Annotated in this window: 13 protein-coding genes and 2 pseudogenes; 9 read left to right on the forward strand and 6 right to left on the reverse strand. The window is 40.8% G+C overall.

The features are described 5' to 3' along the window. The first annotated feature begins 87 nt into the window (after nucleotides 1-87). From K429_RS0115995 to K429_RS0116015, 5 genes are read left to right on the forward strand one after another with little or no spacing between them, the layout of a single operon-like run. Nucleotides 88-717, forward strand: coding sequence for a hypothetical protein (locus tag K429_RS0115995; RefSeq protein ID WP_044096704.1), 630 nt, complete (start codon nucleotides 88-90; stop codon nucleotides 715-717). A 13-nt stretch (nucleotides 718-730) separates the two neighbouring features. Next, nucleotides 731-1405 (forward strand): 16S rRNA (cytidine(1402)-2'-O)-methyltransferase, encoded by a 675-nt coding sequence (gene rsmI, locus K429_RS0116000; protein ID WP_026367582.1) that lies wholly within the window; start codon nucleotides 731-733, stop codon nucleotides 1403-1405. 33 nt (nucleotides 1406-1438) lie between these two features. Next, on the forward strand, nucleotides 1439-2317 hold the full coding sequence (locus K429_RS0116005; protein ID WP_026367583.1) for a hypothetical protein: 879 nt from the start codon (nucleotides 1439-1441) through the stop codon (nucleotides 2315-2317). A gap of 56 nt (nucleotides 2318-2373) precedes the next feature. Then, complete coding sequence (locus tag K429_RS0116010; protein WP_007212578.1) at nucleotides 2374-3066, forward strand: YjjG family noncanonical pyrimidine nucleotidase; 693 nt, start codon at nucleotides 2374-2376, stop codon at nucleotides 3064-3066. A gap of 51 nt (nucleotides 3067-3117) precedes the next feature. Further along, the gene (locus tag K429_RS0116015) at nucleotides 3118-3762 is read left to right on the forward strand and encodes a MarC family protein (protein WP_007212579.1); all 645 of its coding nucleotides are present in this window, start codon (nucleotides 3118-3120) and stop codon (nucleotides 3760-3762) included. 56 nt (nucleotides 3763-3818) lie between these two features. Here K429_RS0116015 and K429_RS0116020 read toward each other — a convergent pair. From K429_RS0116020 to K429_RS0116030, 3 genes and pseudogenes are all read right to left on the reverse strand, one after another. Next, nucleotides 3819-4658, reverse strand: a pseudogene (locus tag K429_RS0116020) (IS3 family transposase); the annotation flags it as partial. Continuing rightward, nucleotides 4643-5164, reverse strand: coding sequence for a helix-turn-helix domain-containing protein (locus K429_RS0116025; RefSeq protein WP_025726501.1), 522 nt, complete (start codon nucleotides 5162-5164; stop codon nucleotides 4643-4645). The pseudogene K429_RS0116020 and the gene K429_RS0116025, both read right to left, overlap by 16 nt. 100 nt (nucleotides 5165-5264) lie before the next feature. Further along, the gene (locus tag K429_RS0116030) at nucleotides 5265-6923 is read right to left on the reverse strand and encodes an IS1182 family transposase (protein ID WP_025726057.1); all 1659 of its coding nucleotides are present in this window, start codon (nucleotides 6921-6923) and stop codon (nucleotides 5265-5267) included. Between the two features lie 150 nt (nucleotides 6924-7073). Between K429_RS0116030 and K429_RS0116035 the strand changes: the two genes are divergently transcribed. Together K429_RS0116035 and K429_RS0116040 are read left to right on the forward strand one after the other, a co-directional pair. Further along, nucleotides 7074-7595 (forward strand): helix-turn-helix domain-containing protein, encoded by a 522-nt coding sequence (locus tag K429_RS0116035; protein ID WP_025726501.1) that lies wholly within the window; start codon nucleotides 7074-7076, stop codon nucleotides 7593-7595. Continuing rightward, a pseudogene (locus K429_RS0116040) lies at nucleotides 7580-8419 on the forward strand (IS3 family transposase); the annotation flags it as partial. The gene K429_RS0116035 and the pseudogene K429_RS0116040, both read left to right, overlap by 16 nt. 81 nt (nucleotides 8420-8500) lie before the next feature. On the opposite strand, the gene K429_RS0116045 reads toward K429_RS0116040, so the two are convergent. Genes K429_RS0116045 through K429_RS0116055 form a run of 3 tightly spaced genes read right to left on the reverse strand, consistent with a single transcriptional unit; the run spans nucleotide 8501 to nucleotide 14221 of the window. Beyond that, nucleotides 8501-9385 carry a hypothetical protein gene (locus tag K429_RS0116045; RefSeq protein ID WP_007212580.1) on the reverse strand — a complete coding sequence of 295 codons (885 nt, stop codon included), beginning with the start codon at nucleotides 9383-9385 and terminating at the stop codon, nucleotides 8501-8503. Between the two features lie 35 nt (nucleotides 9386-9420). Continuing rightward, a complete protein-coding gene (locus K429_RS0116050; RefSeq protein ID WP_007212581.1) occupies nucleotides 9421-11016 on the reverse strand; it encodes a RagB/SusD family nutrient uptake outer membrane protein in 1596 nt (531 codons plus the stop codon). A gap of 28 nt (nucleotides 11017-11044) precedes the next feature. Continuing rightward, nucleotides 11045-14221 (reverse strand): TonB-dependent receptor, encoded by a 3177-nt coding sequence (locus K429_RS0116055; RefSeq protein WP_026367584.1) that lies wholly within the window; start codon nucleotides 14219-14221, stop codon nucleotides 11045-11047. Nucleotides 14222-14673: 452 nt separating this feature from the next. On the opposite strand from K429_RS0116055, the gene K429_RS0116065 reads away from it, so the two are divergent. Both K429_RS0116065 and K429_RS0116070 read left to right on the forward strand, forming a co-directional pair. Then, the gene (locus K429_RS0116065) at nucleotides 14674-15867 is read left to right on the forward strand and encodes a site-specific integrase (RefSeq protein ID WP_026367586.1); all 1194 of its coding nucleotides are present in this window, start codon (nucleotides 14674-14676) and stop codon (nucleotides 15865-15867) included. An 850-nt stretch (nucleotides 15868-16717) separates the two neighbouring features. After that, nucleotides 16718-19693 (forward strand): TonB-dependent receptor, encoded by a 2976-nt coding sequence (locus K429_RS0116070; RefSeq protein WP_081750894.1) that lies wholly within the window; start codon nucleotides 16718-16720, stop codon nucleotides 19691-19693. The last annotated feature ends 13 nt before the right edge of the window (nucleotides 19694-19706 follow it).

Here is a 19706-nt window from a genome sequence, read left to right on the forward strand (position 1 = left end):
TTATTTTAGCCGCAAAAATAACACTTTTAATGGCTTTCCGATATTTTTTCATTATTTATTTCTACATTTGCGGCATTAACATTTGTGATGCGAAAGGAAATGCAGACATTATTGGACGACATAGAACTGGATATTCAGGAACTGAAATATTTAATGCAAGTTCTTGCAACAGACGCTAACCCTACATTGAAGGTAGTAGCTAAACGGAATATACAGCAGATGCGTGCACGACTGGATGCTTTGCAGAAACTGCTGGACGAAACTCCCGTAGAGGTAGTTGCCATTCCTGAAGCTCCTGTCGCTCCAGTGGTTATTCCCGAACCGGTCGCTACTCCTGAACCGATTAAGCCGACTCCTGTAGAACCGGTCATTGTTGAAATCACCAAGCCGGTAGAGGTCGTATCTCCCAAGCCTGAGTCCACGCCCAAACCCGAGTCTGAACCGTCCGCAATAATATCTTCTGCATCGCCTATTTTAGCAGAACGGATAAAACCGGCCACTGATCTGCGGCATGCTATCAGTCTGAATGACTCATTCCGCTTTGCCCGTGAGATTTTTGGCGGTGATACTGCCCGTATGAATGAAGTGATACGCCAATTGGGGGCTGCTCCTTCATTGGAAAAGGCATTGGAACTCTTTTCTTCTACCGTTAATCCTGATGAAGAGAATGAAACGGTGGTTGATTTTATAGAACTTCTTAAGAAATACTTCAGCTAAAGCAATTACGGATATGGGAAAACTTTATGTAGTGCCTACTCCGGTAGGAAATTTGGAAGATATGACATTCCGGGCTATTCGTATTCTGAAAGAGGCGGATTTGATTCTTGCCGAAGATACGCGCACTTCCGGAATCTTACTGAAGCATTTTGAAATAAAGAACGCAATGCAATCCCATCATAAGTTTAATGAACATAAAATGGTGGAAAGTGTTGTTAATAGAATAAGGGCAGGTGAAACTGTTGCGTTAATATCGGACGCAGGCACACCGGGAATCTCTGATCCGGGATTTTTGGTAGTGCGTGAGTGTGTTCGCAACAGCATCGAAGTACAATGTTTGCCGGGAGCTACAGCTCTTGTGCCGGCTTTGGTTGCTTCGGGTTTGCCAAATGAAAAATTCTGTTTCGAAGGTTTTCTTCCACAGAAAAAAGGACGCATGACACGTCTGAAGATATTGGCAGAGGAACGCCGGACCATGGTGTTTTATGAGTCTCCCCACCGTCTGGTGAAAGCGCTGACTCAGTTTGCAGAGCATTTCGGTGCGGAACGTCAGGCATCTGTATCCCGGGAGATCTCGAAGATGCACGAAGAAACGGTGCGTGGCACTCTGACTGAATTGATTGAGCATTTCACAGCCAATGACCCGCGTGGAGAAATAGTAATAGTAGTAGCAGGAATAGACGATTAAATAACTTCATTAACCAACGTAAAACAAAAGCGTATGAAAAAGTTAGCAGTTTTAATTGTATGTGCGGCCGTTATAGCATCGTGCGACGGCTTGTCAGGTGGAAGTAAAGACCAACTGAAAGCTGAAAATGATTCTCTTTTGATGGAGCTTACTCAGCGTAATGCTGAACTGGATGAAATGATGGGTACTTTCAATGATATCTCTGAAGGCTTCCGCCAAATCAATGCCGCTGAGAGCCGCGTAGACTTGCAGCGTGGTGCGGTTTCAGAAGGTTCTTTATCAGCTAAGCAGCAAATAGCCACTGATATTGAATTTATCCAGAAACAAATGCAGGAAAACAAAGAGCAGATCGCTAAACTGGAAGCTATGCTGAAAAGTAGCAAGAATAACTCTACCCAGTTAAAGAAAGCTGTAGAATCTCTGACCCAGGAATTGGTAGCCAAAACCCAGCGTATCGAGGAATTGCAGGCTGAACTTGCTTCCAAGAATATTCGTATTCAGGAATTGGATGCTGCTGTAACTGGCTTGTCAACAGCCAAAGAAGTGCTTACTGCCGAAAATGAAGCAAAAGCCAAAACCGTAGCTGAGCAAGATAAGGCACTGAACACAGCTTGGTTTGTTTTCGGAACAAAGAAAGAACTGAAGGATCAGAATATTCTGACAAATACCGGTCTCTTCCAGAAAAAGCAAGTGCTTAAGGATAGTGATATCAATAAGGATTACTTTACTCAGGTTGATATTCGTACAACGAAAGAAATTAAGTTGTATTCCAAGAGCGCAGATGTCTTGACCACTCATCCGGCAGGTTCTTATGCTTTGGAGAAAGATGATAAAGATCAGCTCGTTCTGAAGATTTCGAATCCGAAAGATTTCTGGAGCGTATCCAGATACCTGGTTATCCAAGTAAAATAACTTAATTAAATTATAAGAATGGCAGGGAAGGGTTATCCCTGCCATTTTCTTTTTATATGCAGTACAAGAATATTTTTTTCGACCTGGACGATACTCTCTGGGCCTTTTCTTTTAATGCCCGTGATACATTTGAGGAAATGTATCGCAAATATGAATATGATCGCTATTTTCGGTCTTTTGAACATTTCTATGAACTCTATGAGAAGCGTAATATCGAATTGTGGGCAGAATATGCAGATGGAAAAGTGACAAAGGAAGAATTGAATCGTCAACGTTTTCTCTATCCTCTGGAGGCAGTAGGAGAGGGGGATGCGGCTTTAGCGAAAGCTTTTTCTGATGACTTCTTTGCGGTTATTCCTACAAAAAGCAGATTGATGCCCCATGCGCAGGAAGTGCTGGAATATTTGGCACCTAAATATAATCTTTATATCCTCTCCAATGGATTTCAGGAACTGCAATGTCACAAAATGCGTTCTGCCGGGATTGACCATTATTTCAAGAAAGTAGTTTTATCAGATGATATTGGTGTCTTGAAGCCATGGCCCGAGATTTTCCATTTTGCCATGTCGGCTACCCAGTCTGAACTGCGTGAATCGTTGATGGTGGGTGACAGCTGGGAAAATGATATAACGGGTGCTCAGGGAGTAGGCATGCATCAGGTGTTCTATAATGTAACGGGACGTACCGAGTTTCCATTTAAGCCTACTTATCAGATTACAGATTTGAAAGAGTTGCTCCAATTGTTGTGACATTGAGGGATTAGTTGTAATTTTGTCAGCGTAAACACATAATTTGCAGCTATGGATACTATTTTACCTTTCGCTTTGCTTTGTTTCACTTCTTTCTTTACGTTGACAAATCCTCTCGGGACTATGCCCGTCTTTCTGACCATGACCCATGGAATGACGGATAAGGAGCGACAGTCTGTAGTGTCTCGTGCTACATTAGTAGCTTTCATCACGATTATGGTCTTTACCTTTGCAGGTCAGTTCCTGTTCAAGTTCTTTGGGATCTCTACAAACGGATTTCGTATAGCAGGTGGTGTCATCATCTTTAAAATCGGTTTTGATATGTTGCAAGCACGTTATACACAAATGAAATTGAAAGATGAAGAGATTAAAACTTATGCCGATGACATCTCCGTCACCCCTTTAGGGATTCCGATGCTTTGCGGTCCCGGTGCCATAGCAAACGCCATTGTGTTGATGCAGGATGCCCATACTATCCAAATGAAAGGTGTACTGATTGGTATGATCGCCTTTATCTACTTGATTACATTTTTCATCTTGCGGGCCTCTACGCGATTGGTAAAGGTTTTAGGGGAAACGGGAAATAATGTGATGATGCGCCTGATGGGACTTATTCTGATGGTAATTGCTGTGGAGTGTTTTGTGAGTGGGGCAAAGCCGATATTGGTGGATATTTTGAAAGAAGGATTGATATAAAAATGAGGTTGTGTCAAAACGTTGAACTGCACCCCAAAAGTTGGACAGGTTAAACATTATCCCGTAATAGAAAGAGTTCGGTATTGTACCGGGCTCTTTCCATTTAACCGGGCTTTGATTCTTTTATTATTATAATATTCAATATAGCTATCTAAAGCCTTTATAAAGGTTTCGGTCGATTCAAATTGCTCGGCATATAGAAGTTCAGACTTCATAATACCGAAAAAGTTCTCCACCATAGCGTTGTCAAGGCAGTTGCCTTTGCGAGACATACTTTGTACTATATGGTGTTCTTCCAAACGCTTACGGTAGCCGTAATGTTGGTATTGCCATCCTTGATCAGAATGGAGTATAAGGCCGTCAAGATTGTCGAACTTTGCAAACGCTTTATCCAACATATCGTATATCTGTTCCAGATTTGGGTTCCGGGAGATATTGTATGATATTATCTCGCCGTTGAACATATCCAATATCGGCGAGAGATAAAGTTTGACGGAACCGATATTTATCTGTGTTACATCTGTCGCCCATTTGCGGTTTGGAGCTTCTGCCGTAAAATCCCTGTCTATTATGTTTGGGGCAATCTTACCGACCTCACCTTTGTATGACCGGTAGCGCACCTGGCGTATTTTGCTTTTAAGCCCCAAGTCACCCATAAGCTTTTGAATGGTCTTGTGGTTTAACATAAAACCACGATTATGCATCTCCGCTGTCACACGGCGATAGCCGTAGCGTCCCTTATGCTCATGAAAAATCAGTTTAATCGATTCCTTTTCATTGGCATATCTGTCAGCGGCTTTAAGGCGATTCAGATGGTAATAGAACACAGAACGAGCCATCTTTCTTAACTCCAATAGCAAGTCAAGAGGATAATCCGACCTTAGTTCGTCGATGGTCCGTGCCCATTCAGAAGTGCTTGGGCTTTCTTTGCCTCGACTAAGGCCTTCGCTTTTTTTAGCAGCGCGTTCTCCGCCTTCAGGCGGAGATTTTCAGCCTGAAGCCTCTCAAGTTCCGTTTGCGGTTCTTTCTTCTTTGGGCGTCCCATAGGATATTTCGGTGGTCTTCCTCGGCGTTTGGACGGCTCAAGAGCCCCATAACCATACTTGCGTACTACGCTGACCCAGCGTTGTAGTGCCGTCTTGCCAATTCTGTATTCTACTCTTACATGGGCCAAAGGTACGCCTTTTTCTAATATTAAACGTACTACTTCTTCCTTTAATTTAACCGTAGGACGGCAATGGGATTGTTGTTCCAGTCCGGAACGACCATAGTGGTCCCACATTCTCACCCATGCCAATATCTCAGTCGCACTGATATGATACTCTTTCGACAAGTGCGCTATTGCTTCTCCTTGTTTTACTCGGCTAACGATGATGAGCCTTTGTTCATAACTGTACTTCATAAAAAACACCCCAAAAGTTTTATGTCTAACTTTTGGGGTGCAGTTCAACGTTGGCACAACCTTTTTCTATAATTTATAGTCCTGTTATCTTTTCTTTTGTCTACGCCGCTTTTTTCTCATTCATTTGGTAACAAGTTGCTATCTTCCCGTTGTATCGGGTTATAAATAGTCCAATAAATATAGATTTAGCAAGTGTAATGAGCTCCTTTCCTGCTTTTCTCAGTTTTGCACACATCTTTTTGATATTAAAAGCTATGGCAAAGAAGGCAAAGTCCATTTTCACCTTGTCTTCTCCCACATGCCGGAACCTCCTGTATGCCATGTTGTATTTCATTTGTCCGAAAACAGCTTCCGGTTCTATACACCGCCTGCCCCTATGCCTGACTCCTTCTTCTGAAACTAACCTTTCCCGTGCCTGCCGTTTATATTGGTTTAACCGGTGGTTGACTTCTATAATACGGTTCCCCTGTGCTTTAAAACAACTTCCATGCAAAGGACAACCTTCGCATCTTTGTGCTTTATACCGGGCACTTTCGGTGATGTATCCGCTCGCTGTTTTGTCACGTCTGGTTCCTATGCGGTTCATGTGTTGCCCCATCGGACAAACGTAATAATCCTCCCCCGCATTGTAATGGAGACTTTCCGCATGGAACGGGTTGGGAGTATAACGGGGACGCTGCTCTTTATGGAAGTAGTTGTACTTGACAAAGGCCTCTATCCCATTTTCCTGCATGAACCGGTAATTTTCTTCCGAGCCGTAACCGGAGTCTGCCACACCGATACCCGGTAAGCGGTTATAGCGGTGCTGGAAGGAGTGGAAGAAAGGGATCAGGGTCAGCGTATCGGTGGGGTTGGGAAACAGCCGGAAGTCTATGATGAACTGGTTTTCAGTACCTATTTGTAAATTATACCCGGGCTTGGTCTGCCCGTTCTTCATGGCGTCTTCTTTCATACGCATGAATGTGGCATCAGGATCGGTCTTGGAATAGGAATTACGTTCTCCAAGGACTTCAAGGTGATTGTCGTATTCCATCAGCTTGTCACGATACCCTTCAAGTTCCCTGACCTGTTTTTTCTTTTCACGCAGAGCTTTCTTTTGTTCCTTGTCCTGTGTTACTTGGTGTTCCAGCACTTCTTTGAGTTCATCCACTATATTAGAGAGCATGGAGGGAGTCAACTCCACGGATGTGTCTTTTACAGAGTTCTCCTGTATAATGGCTTCATCCACCTGCTCCAGAAGGATGCGAATCTTATTCAGCAACCTTGTACGGTTCTTTTCGACTGTCTTGCGCCAGACAAAAGTATATTTGTTGGCCTTGGACTCAATCTTGGTGCCGTCGATATACTCCACGTCAAGACTGATGAAACCCTTGTCGGCAAGGACAAGAACCAGCTGCGTGAAGACGTTGTTTATTTCCTCCTTTACACGGTTACGGAAACGGTTGATGGTTATGAAATCCGGATGCTCATGACCGGCAAGCCAGATATAATGGATATCACGCAAAAGAAGCTTCTCTATTTTACGACAGGAATAGATATTATTCATATAAGCGTAGATAATTACCTTGAGCATCATTTTGGGATGATAAGCTGAGCGCCCCGTTTCTTTATAAAGCTTCTTGAAATTATCAAGATTGAGATTATCAACAACTGCATTGACTATGCGGACAGGATCGTCCGCAGCTATGTTTTCATCAATTCTTTGTGGAAAAAGAACGGTTTGGTTGGGAATGTAAGGACGAAAATGTAACTTTGCCATAACGAAAAAACTGATGCCTAAAGTTACATAAACTTTGGGTAATAACAAAGCCCGGGCTTGGGAAAGTCCGGGCTTTGCGCATAAAAAAAGGTTGTGCCAGCATTGAACTGCACCCCAAAAGTTAGACATAAAACTTTTGGGGTGTTTTTTATGAAGTACAGTTATGAACAAAGGCTCATCATCGTTAGCCGAGTAAAACAAGGAGAAGCAATAGCGCACTTGTCGAAAGAGTATCATATCAGTGCGACTGAGATATTGGCATGGGTGAGAATGTGGGACCACTATGGTCGTTCCGGACTGGAACAACAATCCCATTGCCGTCCTACGGTTAAATTAAAGGAAGAAGTAGTACGTTTAATATTAGAAAAAGGCGTACCTTTGGCCCATGTAAGAGTAGAATACAGAATTGGCAAGACGGCACTACAACGCTGGGTCAGCGTAGTACGCAAGTATGGTTATGGGGCTCTTGAGCCGTCCAAACGCCGAGGAAGACCACCGAAATATCCTATGGGACGCCCAAAGAAGAAAGAACCGCAAACGGAACTTGAGAGGCTTCAGGCTGAAAATCTCCGCCTGAAGGCGGAGAACGCGCTGCTAAAAAAAGCGAAGGCCTTAGTCGAGGCAAAGAAAGCCCAAGCACTTCTGAATGGGCACGGACCATCGACGAACTAAGGTCGGATTATCCTCTTGACTTGCTATTGGAGTTAAGAAAGATGGCTCGTTCTGTGTTCTATTACCATCTGAATCGCCTTAAAGCCGCTGACAGATATGCCAATGAAAAGGAATCGATTAAACTGATTTTTCATGAGCATAAGGGACGCTACGGCTATCGCCGTGTGACAGCGGAGATGCATAATCGTGGTTTTATGTTAAACCACAAGACCATTCAAAAGCTTATGGGTGACTTGGGGCTTAAAAGCAAAATACGCCAGGTGCGCTACCGGTCATACAAAGGTGAGGTCGGTAAGATTGCCCCAAACATAATAGACAGGGATTTTACGGCAGAAGCTCCAAACCGCAAATGGGCGACAGATGTAACACAGATAAATATCGGTTCCGTCAAACTTTATCTCTCGCCGATATTGGATATGTTCAACGGCGAGATAATATCATACAATATCTCCCGGAACCCAAATCTGGAACAGATATACGATATGTTGGATAAAGCGTTTGCAAAGTTCGACAATCTTGACGGCCTTATACTCCATTCTGATCAAGGATGGCAATACCAACATTACGGCTACCGTAAGCGTTTGGAAGAACACCATATAGTACAAAGTATGTCTCGCAAAGGCAACTGCCTTGACAACGCTATGGTGGAGAACTTTTTCGGTATTATGAAGTCTGAACTTCTATATGCCGAGCAATTTGAATCGACCGAAACCTTTATAAAGGCTTTAGATAGCTATATTGAATATTATAATAATAAAAGAATCAAAGCCCGGTTAAATGGAAAGAGCCCGGTACAATACCGAACTCTTTCTATTACGGGATAATGTTTAACCTGTCCAACTTTTGGGGTGCAGTTCAGCATTTTGACACAACCTCATTTAAAATGTTCAGTTATCGTATGATTATCACCATGGATAATTTACATTCCAGATAAATGCTACGGTTTGATACCAACCCAGACTAACGCTGCTTCCACCTTCATCATAACCTACCAAGGCATTGATTATATAGAGGTTACCATCGTTTTCGAATGCACAGTTGTTCTTACCCGGTGTGTAGGCAAAGTAATAGTTGCCATCGTCTGCACTCGCTTCACCCATTTTCTGAACCGTAGTTGGGAATCCGACAGGTGCTCCATTAGCGGCATTAACGGTGAACTGTATGTGGTGTCCCTTTTCCAAAGTCACTCCTGTTGCACCGGCTGCTGTTTCTGAATAATAGTAGGGACTTACCAGTCGGTACAAACCATTACCACCTTCTGCCTTTTCTATATCCACTTTTACACCGTCACCTACCAAACCGTTATCGTCGATGGTTCCTGACCATGAAGTATAGAACTGAGCGCTACCGGCTGCTACCCAATTGTACAATTTGCTTAAATTAATTGTTGTGGTAGAATTGCCTGATACAGAGGTATTATCCTTTGCTATGGAAAGAGTCGCTTTATAAGAAACGCCTACTTGAATGTCACCTACTGCAATCGTATAAATGGCGGTATTACTACCATCTGCAAATGTTACCTCAGCCGGTCCGCTCAATGCAGGATCGTTAAATTTTGCATCTACGGCAATGGTCGATGCACCTACATTGGTATTGCGTGTCAGAGAAACTTTGATTTCAGTCAACGTTTCAGTACCTGCTACGCTATAGGTTTGTTCGCTCTGGTCGAACGTATATTTCACTTCGCTGTCTATCGGGGCTTTGTCCCAATAACCATCGGTACTACAGCCGACAAACATGACAGCCGCTACCGACAGCGCTATGGATAGAATTGATTTATTGAAATTCATATAATGCTATTTTTTCAGTTTGTTACCTATGTTCATTAGTTGTCTGTAACCGGAGACGGAATTGATGTTACCGGATTATTGTCTGATGCCGAGATCAATGAGTTACCTTGTTCTTCACTTTCAGGGATACGGTAGATCAAGGTGTTATCACCAGCCGGCACGTTAAATACATAAGCGGCAGGGAATCCGGCTCCACGACGGTCGATACCTTTGTTCAGTCGCAGAATATCAAAATAAGAAAGGCCCTCACCCCAAAGTTCAATACGGCGTTGCTGCCATACTGCATCCTGTACAGCTGTTGCACTGGAAGCGGTACAAACATAGGCAGGGTCACGATAGTCATTTACAAACTTTTGTAAAGTAGCTGCGCCGGTTGAAGGATTTCCCCCCATAGCTTGTGCTTCTGCTAAAATCAAATACATTTCTTCCACACGCATCAGAGGAATGTCGCTTGCGTTGGTGCTTTGAGCCATTACTCCTTTATAAGGACCGTATTTCATTTGGGTATAAGCGGGGCAACCATATTTCGTAGCTTGGGCTACTTGTGTTGCATTCAAATTGTCAGAGTGCTTATTGGCATCGAGCCACCATCCTTTACGAACGTCTGTATCAGGAATCTCATTATACAACTTCTTGTTGATCATACGCCATGCTCCTACTGAAGCGTATCCATAATTCAGTGATCCCATATGTGAAGGGAAATTCACAATACCGGAAGTTACTACACGGTCTGTTTCAGCGATTACAATGGCCCACATCCAAGAGTGGTCACTGCTTTCTGTAAAGCCCGGAGCACCTGCTTCTTCGCGGCTATAAGGTGTACCGCTACCGTTGATGGCTTTTTGAGCGTCTTCAGCTGCCGCAGTCCAATTTTGCATGGTCAGATTGACACGTGCACGTAAACCATAAGCCACTTCCTTGCTGATATAGCGCTTATCGGTACCGCGGGTTTTGTCAGTAGCTTCTAATAAAGATACAGCTTTGTTCAGGTCACTCATGATCTGATCGTAAACTTCTTGCACGGTAGACCGGGCGCAACCATTAGCAGCAGCCTCATTGGCATTTTCATTTGTAATCAGAGGAACACAAGGCTTGCTTTCATTCCCTTTATAAGTATGCTGATACATCTGAGCCAATACGAAATAATCGAATGCACGTATAGACAAAGCTTGTGCTAGGTAGTACTTTAGAGAGCTATCTTCCGTAGCTGGGTCGATGGTACTCACTACTCCATTAGCAGTATAGATCTGGTTGTACATCGTACGCCATAATATGTTTGTCGGGCGATAGTTAAAGAAAAGATCCTCAAAAGTCATAGAACGGGTAAACCAGTTATAGTTTATATCTAAACCAACCATATCCGTGCCGCGGCTGTCCAAGTTCAGCATAATTGAACCATAACCGAAGTCGTCGTGTCCAAAAGAAGTGGGTATGGCATTGCCATATACACTGAACATCGCAGTGATACCCGTTACACTTGCCGATACCATTTCTGGGTCGTTTTTAACAACTTCTTCTTTCTGGTCGCTTGTAACAACAGCACCCAGCGGTTCGGTATCCAAATCATTACATCCCACAAGCAATACACTTGCAAGTGCCGATGCGAATATTTTAAATTTTATATCTTTCATTGTTATTCTGCTTTATAGTTAGTATAGTTTAGAACGTTAATTTCACTCCTGCCGAAATACTGCGTAATGCACCATACGTAGAGGTGGTAGATGATACATAACCTTGACGTGGATCTAATCCTTTACGTGCAGCAAACAATGCAACATTGTCGGCAGCACCATAAACTCTAAGTGATTCTATTCCCAAGTTGCGTACGATTCTTTTCGGCAATGTATAACCTAAAGTAATATTGTTAATAGACAAGTAGTTGGAAGAAACAATCCAGCGGTCGGAGCTTGAACCTGCATCATAGTTTTCGGTTGCACACAAACGAGGAACATCTGTATTCGGATTCTCTGCCGTCCAAGCTTTAGCAATGTCCTTATGCCAGTTGTAACCGGCATTACTGTTGCTGCCACCATGCATCAAGTCTTGATAAGTATAATCCCACAGTTTACCACCCAGCTGATAAGAGAACTGGATAGAAAAATCAAAACCATAGAAATCCAAGCTAGTACCAAAACCACCATAGACGGTCGGAAGCAAATCACCGGTAGCTTCTTTGCAATTAGAAGCGACAGCATAGTCTGCTGTTGTATAGGCGTTTCCTTCATCATCTTTCGCCCAGAACAAAGATTGTCCGGTAGTGGGGTCAACACCTGCATATTTCACTAGATAAAGTTGGTACATAGATTCACCTTCGCGATAAATACGTGAACCACTGATTAATTCACCATTCAAATCAGGATGCAGCTTATTTACTTTATTTTTCAGGAAAGTGGCATTCCCAAAAATGTTCCACTTCAAATTATTGATATCAATCGGAGTATAATTCAATTCAATTTCTACACCCGAGTTAGTCATCGAACCAATGTTCATTGGAATAGAACTGTAACCGTTGGAGTTTGCTACCGGCTTATTATAAAGCATGTCGCTAGTCTTACGGTTGAAATATTCTATTGTACCTTCTAATTTATGGTTGAGCAGTGTGAAGTCAGTACCTATATTGAAGGAGTTACTTTTTTCCCAAGTGATATCTGGATTACCTTTATAATAAAGTGTACCATCCGAGAATATACCATTAGCACCGGTCATGGAGTATTGATCCAGATACGGATAGTAGTTTGCATAACCGTTTCTCAGCAATGCATCGTTACCTTGCTGACCAAACGAAGCCTTTAGCTTCAACATATCAATCCATTCTGTATTTTCCAAAAATGCTTCTTTACTGATAACCCATGCGACACTGGCCGACCAGAAGTTACCCCAACGTTTGTCAGGATGGAAACGAGAAGAAGCGTCGCGACGGTAAGAAGCACTGGCAAAGTATTTTTCATCAAAGTCGTAATTGATTCGACTGATAATACCTCTGGTAGAATATTCGTCACGAGCACCACCACCACGTTTGTTATCGATAGTGTTGTTTACCGTGAAATCATAATCCTTATAAAGATTCTGCCCGGTTGCATAACTATATTCATAGCGGTAGTCATAGCTCTCATAACCTAACAGAACATCGAAATTGTTCATGCCGAAGCTTTTCTTATAGGTAGCCAGGTATTGCTGGTTGAAGGCGGATGTACGTATGTGTTCTTGTTGTGCAGTACCACCGTAACTTGCAGACTGTCCATAATACTTGTTACCCAAAACATTATAACGTGTATTATCAATATAGGCACCTAATGAACCTGTTAGTTTCAGTCCTTCAATTGGGGACAACTCGATGAACCATTTACCGTTAAGGATATCCATCAGGTATTCTTCTTTATTATAAAGCAAGTCACCCTTGGGGTTTGACATGGACATAAAGTTACGCGTGCTGTTTGTACTGCTACCATCACCATAATCATAAATCTTGTTACCTGAATTCTTGTCGTAAGCTAGTGAACCATCAGCGTTACGTACATACATCGGATAAACTGGAGCAATATTATTTGCCAGTAAGAAAGCGTTTCCTGAAGAAGCAGTAGCTGTTTGGTCGCCCGGATATTTGCTCTTAGAGTTAGTATATCCTAAGCTGGTGCCGAATTTCAGCCACTTTTTTGCTTGGTAGTCTACATTCAAACGCGTAGAAATACGATTGAAACCTGAATTTTCGATAACACCGTTATCTTCCAGGTAACCGGCAGAGAAATAGTAGTTCAAACGGTCTGTACCACCTGATACGCTCAAGTTATACTCTTGACGCATTTGACTGGAGATCGTTCCATCTGTCCAATCATCCGGAGTATAGTAATATTGTCCGTCACTATAGCCCAACTTCGCATTTGGATTGATTTTACCATCCATACCGATAAGACCTTCACCTTGAGGCAACGTATATATTTGGTAACCAATTGCAGGGAACAACTGTGCGTTAGCATAGGTGTGCGCTGCTTCTGGAGTACGTCCCAATTTGTAATAAGCAGCATTGTAATGAGCCTTGTAGAGAGTCTCCATGTACGTATCAGGGTTTTCCATCACATCGTATTTACCTACTTGACGAGAATTGCTACCCCAACGTGCATCTATAGATACACGCGCATTACCATCCTTACCTTTTTTAGTGGTTACCAAAATAACGCCGTTAGCACCACGTGCACCATACAAAGCAGCTGCGGCAGCATCTTTCAGTACAGTCATAGTTTCAATATCCTGTGAATTGATAGAAGAAATATCACCATCAAAAGGAATTCCATCTACTACGTATAACGGATTGCTGCTGGATGCCATAGAACCAATACCACGAATACGTACTGTGGCTGAAGTTCCTGGTTGGCCGTTGCTGCTTGTAGTTTGTACACCGGCTACACTACCCGACAATGCGTTGGTAATGTTGGATACTTGGCGCTTTTCTAGTTTATCTGCCTTTACAACACTCGCAGATCCGGTAAATGCAGACTTCTTCGCAGTACCGTAAGCTACCACTATAACTTCGTCAAGCATCTCTGAATCAACCTTCATAAAGACCTTCATAGTAGGTTTAATAGCCACTTCTTGTGTCTGCATACCAATGTACGAAACCTGCAAAGTCTTCGCAGAACTTGGTACGTTCGATAAAGTAAAATCACCATCTACACCGGTAATAGTACCAAGTTGAGTACCTTTTACCAATACAGAGGCTCCAATAACTGGCTGCCCATCTTCTTCAGAAATCACAACACCCGTGATTGTCTGAGTTTGGGCAGTTACTAGGCCTATTCCAACAAAAAGACAGGCCAATAACAGCATTAATTTTCTTTTCATAAATTCTCTCTTAAAGTTTAACTTTACATTAATTGTTTCTTTACTCTAACAAAATGCAAATATATTAATAAAACTGAAACGAACAATTATTTTGTTGAAAAAACCTTGTAAATCTATCAATTTGTTAATCAAATGCTTGTTTTTATGCTTAACAGCAGCTTTTTTGCACTTAAAAAACCTAAATGACATTCTGATTGCTATCACTCTGAAGCACCTCTCAGGCTATCATTCCTTAATAGGTACCTCACCTTTTAAACTAAAAGTGTTAAAAAAGTGCATTGGGAGGATTAATTTGAAAGTCATTTTACGTAGATTTACCTTTTTTATAAAGGAAATACAAAACAAAAAACACTTTGTAAAGCGTACTTTTACAGATATTAAGTCTTCTTTATTTCTTGTATAGCACATTATTTCGTCTTATTTGTTCATAGTATTAACTAAAACAACTAAAGATGAACAAGATTATTTACAGTTTAGTGTACAACCGGAAAAAGAGCCTTAATAAACGAGGCGTAGCTTTAGTACAGGTAGAGGCTTACTTGAATAGGAAGAAGAAGTACTTCTCTACTAAAGTCTATCTGAGACCGGATCAATGGGATGCGAAAAAACTACTAGTAAAAAACCATCCTAATGCAGATGCCTTAAAGCGATTGATTTATGAGTTTATGGCCATGATAGAAAAGCGCGAACTTGAGCTCTGGCAACAGGGTAAACCTATCACTTTGGAGATATTGAAAGAGATGCTTTCTGAACAGCAAGAACAGGAAGATAAATCTTCATTTATACCTTTTTTTAAGCAGGAAGTGATGACTTCCGGCTTAAAGGAAAGTACCAAGCGTAATCATCTCTCTACGCTTGCACTATTGCAAGATTTTAAAAAGAATGTAACATTCTCTGATTTAACTTTTGAGTTTGTATCTTCATTTGAATATTTTTTGCAATCAAAAGGGTATCATACTAACACCATAGCTAAACATATGAAGCATTTAAAGCGACATATCAATGTAGCTATTAATAAGGAGTATATGGATATACAAAAATATGCCTTCAGGAAATATAAGATCAAAACCGTAGAAAATGGACATACGCATTTGGCGCCGGAGGAGTTAGAAAAAATGGAAACTTTGCAATTGACTGGAAGATATATAAAATACCAGAAGACATTGGATGCATTTCTGTTCTGTTGTTACGCAGGTATGAGATATTCCGACTTTGTAAATATGAAGCCGGAAAACATTGTGGAAATGCATCAGGAGACCTGGTTAATCTATAAGTCTATCAAAACCGGTACAGAAGTCCGACTTCCATTATATTTATTATTCAACGGAAAAGGAATTCAGATTTTGAATAAGTATCAGGCAAATCTACAAGATTTTTTTCATTTGAGAGATAATTCGAACGTGAATAAAGAGTTGATTATCATTACCCGATTAGCCGGGTTATCTAAAAAAGTGTCATTCCATACAGCACGACATACTAATGCAACGTTATTGATTTACAATGGTGTTAATATTACAACCGTGCAAAAACTTCTAGGGCATAAGAGTGTGAAAACTACGCAAATATACACTAATGTTATGGACATGACAATAATAAGTGATTTGGAGAAAAACCACTCATTAGCTCATCGTAAAAAAGGAAAATAAGTCTCGTTGAATTAAGGTGTAACCGTTTGCCATGAAGCTTTAGGAATATTGGATAATTGAGTTACACCTTTTTTGTGACTTCATGTATCTGGTCTATTTGATATTCTGTTCTATTTCTCTTTTTTCTCAGTTTCTTGTATTATCTGTCTTTCATATTTAAATAGTAATATAAAGGAACTTAAGAAGCATTACACGCAATGTTGCCATAATATGCCTATTCCATACCCCAAATACTATTTAAAGAATAATCTAAAATGAGAGTTATAATTACAAATAAGCAGATAATAATCTTTAGTAATAATGCTAATAATCAAAGTATTACAATGTGTCTATTTCTTGTCGACAAGAAATTAAGAGTTTGTCGACAAGGAGTTAACTTCTTGTTCTCAAACTCCTAACTTCTTGTTAGCAGTAAACGACATTCCTGACTTTTATTCAACAAGGTGTTCCATATAAAAATTCTTTCTGAATCACTTGGAAGATTATCCTATTTTATTGTCTGTGTAAATGAATATATCCATATTTAGAATTAATATATGTCAAAAAAATAAGACCATATAATATACTTCCCTTATGTATGTTATTTACCGATATGTTCCCAATATACTCTTCAAGCATTTCATACATATAAATGTTTTTTCGAACCTATAGTATTGGAATTATAATTCATCGCTTAGCCTTATTACCTATTAATATCTTGATAAACAGAATCTTGATATATAAATAAAGGATCATTTGAGTAGATACATGATTACAAAACTATTTATTATATATCTGGTAATTAGCTATTTAACAAATTGCAATTATCTCATGAGAAGTTCTTCTGGCATTTATTTCTCATTGATTATCAATAAAATATCATCTACTAAGTTCTGCGAAAACGCTTCAGATTACGTATATTGGTATGCAAGCACAGGACGTTGCAATAAAACCGAATGTAAAGGTTATTATGAAGTCGGATACTGAAATGCTGGATGAAGTAATGGTCATAGCCTATGGTACCACAAAGAAAGAGTCTTTTACTGGTTCTGCGGAAGTTATCAAGTCTGAGAAGTTGAAAGAAAGACCAGTTGCAAACGTTACGAAAGCATTGGACGGTATGGTTGCCGGTGTGCAAACTACTTCAGGTTCAGGGCAGCCGGGATCAGGCTCTTCTGTAGTAGTCCGTGGTTATGGCTCTATCAATTCATCACAATCACCGTTGTATGTAGTGGATGGTGTTCCCTATGATGGTAACATTTCAGCAATCAATCCTAATGACATTGAAACGATGACAGTTCTTAAAGACGCTTCTGCTGGTGCTCTTTATGGTTCTCGTGGTGCAAATGGTGTGATTATGATTACTACCAAAAAAGGTAATTCCGGTAAGGTAAAAGTGAACTTGAAAGCAAATTGGGGTGTTTCCTCACGTGCTATTCCACGTTATGAAACGATGGACGAAGCCGGTTATTTAGAAACAATCTTCCAGTCATATAAGAATAATCAGATTATCAACGGTGGAGTTTCTCCGGAGTTGGCAGGTGTTGCTGCATTAGAGGCTATGAAAAGTGGATCCACTGCTATGCTAGGCCAGAACGAACAGTATAACCCTTTTAATTATAGTATTACAGAACTGATCGATCCTGTGACAGGAAAAGTACGTAGTGATGCCAAATTAAGATATAGTGAAGACTGGATGGATGAAGCTTTAAAAAGCAATCCTTTACGTCAAGAGTATGTTGCTTCGTTCAGTGGTGGAAGCGACAAAACCAAATATATGTTTTCTTTAGGCTATCTTGATGAAGAAGGTCTGTTAAAGACAACAAAATTCAATCGGTATAATGGACGTTTGAATATAGATTCTGAAGTTACAAACTGGTTAAAAGCCGGAATGAGCGCCAACTACTCTCGCAATGAGAGCAATACAGCTGTTGAAAATTCATCCGGTTCATCCAATGTTTGGTACAGTGCACAATTAATGGCTCCTATTTTCCCTGTCTTTGAGAAAGATGCCAATGGTGCTACGATTTATGACAATTTGGGAAATGCCGTTTTTGACTATGGTAAAAACAGACCGGCCGGTGCCAGTTCAGAGTGGAACACAATTGCTACCTTATATGATGATATGTATTCTACTCAAAGCGATAACTTGAGTGGACGTGTATATGCGGAATTAGGTGATTTGAAAAATACATTCTTGCAAGGATTGAAATTCTCGGTTAATTATGGCTTTGACTTAATCAATTCAGCCGGAGCAACTTATTATAATCCATACAACGGCAACTCTGTAGCCGTAAAAGGTACTATACAGAAAGCTACTGCACGTACATTCAGCTATACTTTCAATCAATTGTTGACATACGACAGAAAGTTCGGTGATCATCATTTTGAAGCTTTGGTTGGACATGAGTTTTATAAATACCGATATGATTATTTGTCAGCAACCAAGACGGGATTCCCATTTGGTGGACTTTATGAACTGGATGCAGCTACAACGATTACAGGAGCATCTTCTTATCAGAACAATTATGCAGTTCAATCTGTGTTATCACGTTTGAATTATGACTTTGCTGATAAGTATTACCTTTCTGCCAGTTTCCGTACCGATGGTTCTTCTCGTTTCTATAAGGATAACCGTTGGGGTAAATTCTGGTCGGTCGGTGGTAACTGGCGTATCTCTCACGAATCTTTCATGAGTGACATTACTTGGATTAATAATCTGTCATTAAAGGCCAGCTACGGTGTGCAGGGTAATGATGCCATATTGAATGGTACCAAACAGAATTTTTATGCTTGGCAGTCATTTTATGATTTGGGTTATGCAAACTCGTCGATGAGCGGTGCGGCCGTAACTTCCTTGGAAAATAAAGAATTGAAATGGGAGAAAAATGCTAACCTGAATATTGGTATTGAAGCAAAATTGTTTGATCGTGTTTCTGCTACTATCGAATGGTATCAACGTAAGACGACAGATATGTTAATGTCATTCCCAATGGCAACTTCACTCGGTTTTGATGGCTACAACAAGAACGTTGGTAGTATGCGCAATACAGGTATTGACCTCACATTGGGAGTTGATATCTTTAAAGATACTCCGTTTACCTGGAACTTAACGCTCCTTGGCTCTACGATTAAGAATAAGGTTTTGCAACTGGCAGATAAACCGGAAATCATTTCCGGATCTTATATCATTCGCGAAGGTGAGACTTTATATTCATTCTATACTGCAACTGCCGCTGGCGTTGATCCCGCAACTGGAGAACAACTGTATTGGGCATGGGATACCGATGAAAACGGAGTTAAGGGCAAAAAGTATATAACTAACGATATGGCCAAGGCTACTGCATGCAAAGAAATTCAGGGTAGCCGTATTCCTGATTTATATGGTTCCATCAATAATACATTCAAATATAAAGGATTTGATTTGAGTATCCTTTGTACATATTCTATTGGTGGTAAAGTATTGGATGGCATTTATAATACCTTATTATATGGCAATTATGTAGGACAGGCAAAGAGTAAAATGCTGGAACGTGCATGGAAAAATCCGGGCGATATCACAGACATCCCACGTATTGAAATCGGAAAGAGTTACATTGTTACTGATAACAGTTTGATTGACGCTTCGTATTTTGCTATTAAAAATATTGCTTTAGGATATTCTCTACCTTCAAAGTGGATGAAATCTATCGGATTCGATTCTGCACGCCTGACTGCAACGGCAGACAATGTTGTGTTGTTCAATCACCTGAAAGGTATGGACCCTCAATATAACTTCACTGGGGGAACGGATTTTGGTTACGTACCTGTCAGAACAATTTCATTCGGAATTGATATCACTTTCTAAACCTGATTAAATA

The organism is Bacteroides sp. 14(A), from assembly GCF_000526555.1.
Lineage (GTDB): Bacteria > Bacteroidota > Bacteroidia > Bacteroidales > Bacteroidaceae > Bacteroides > Bacteroides cellulosilyticus.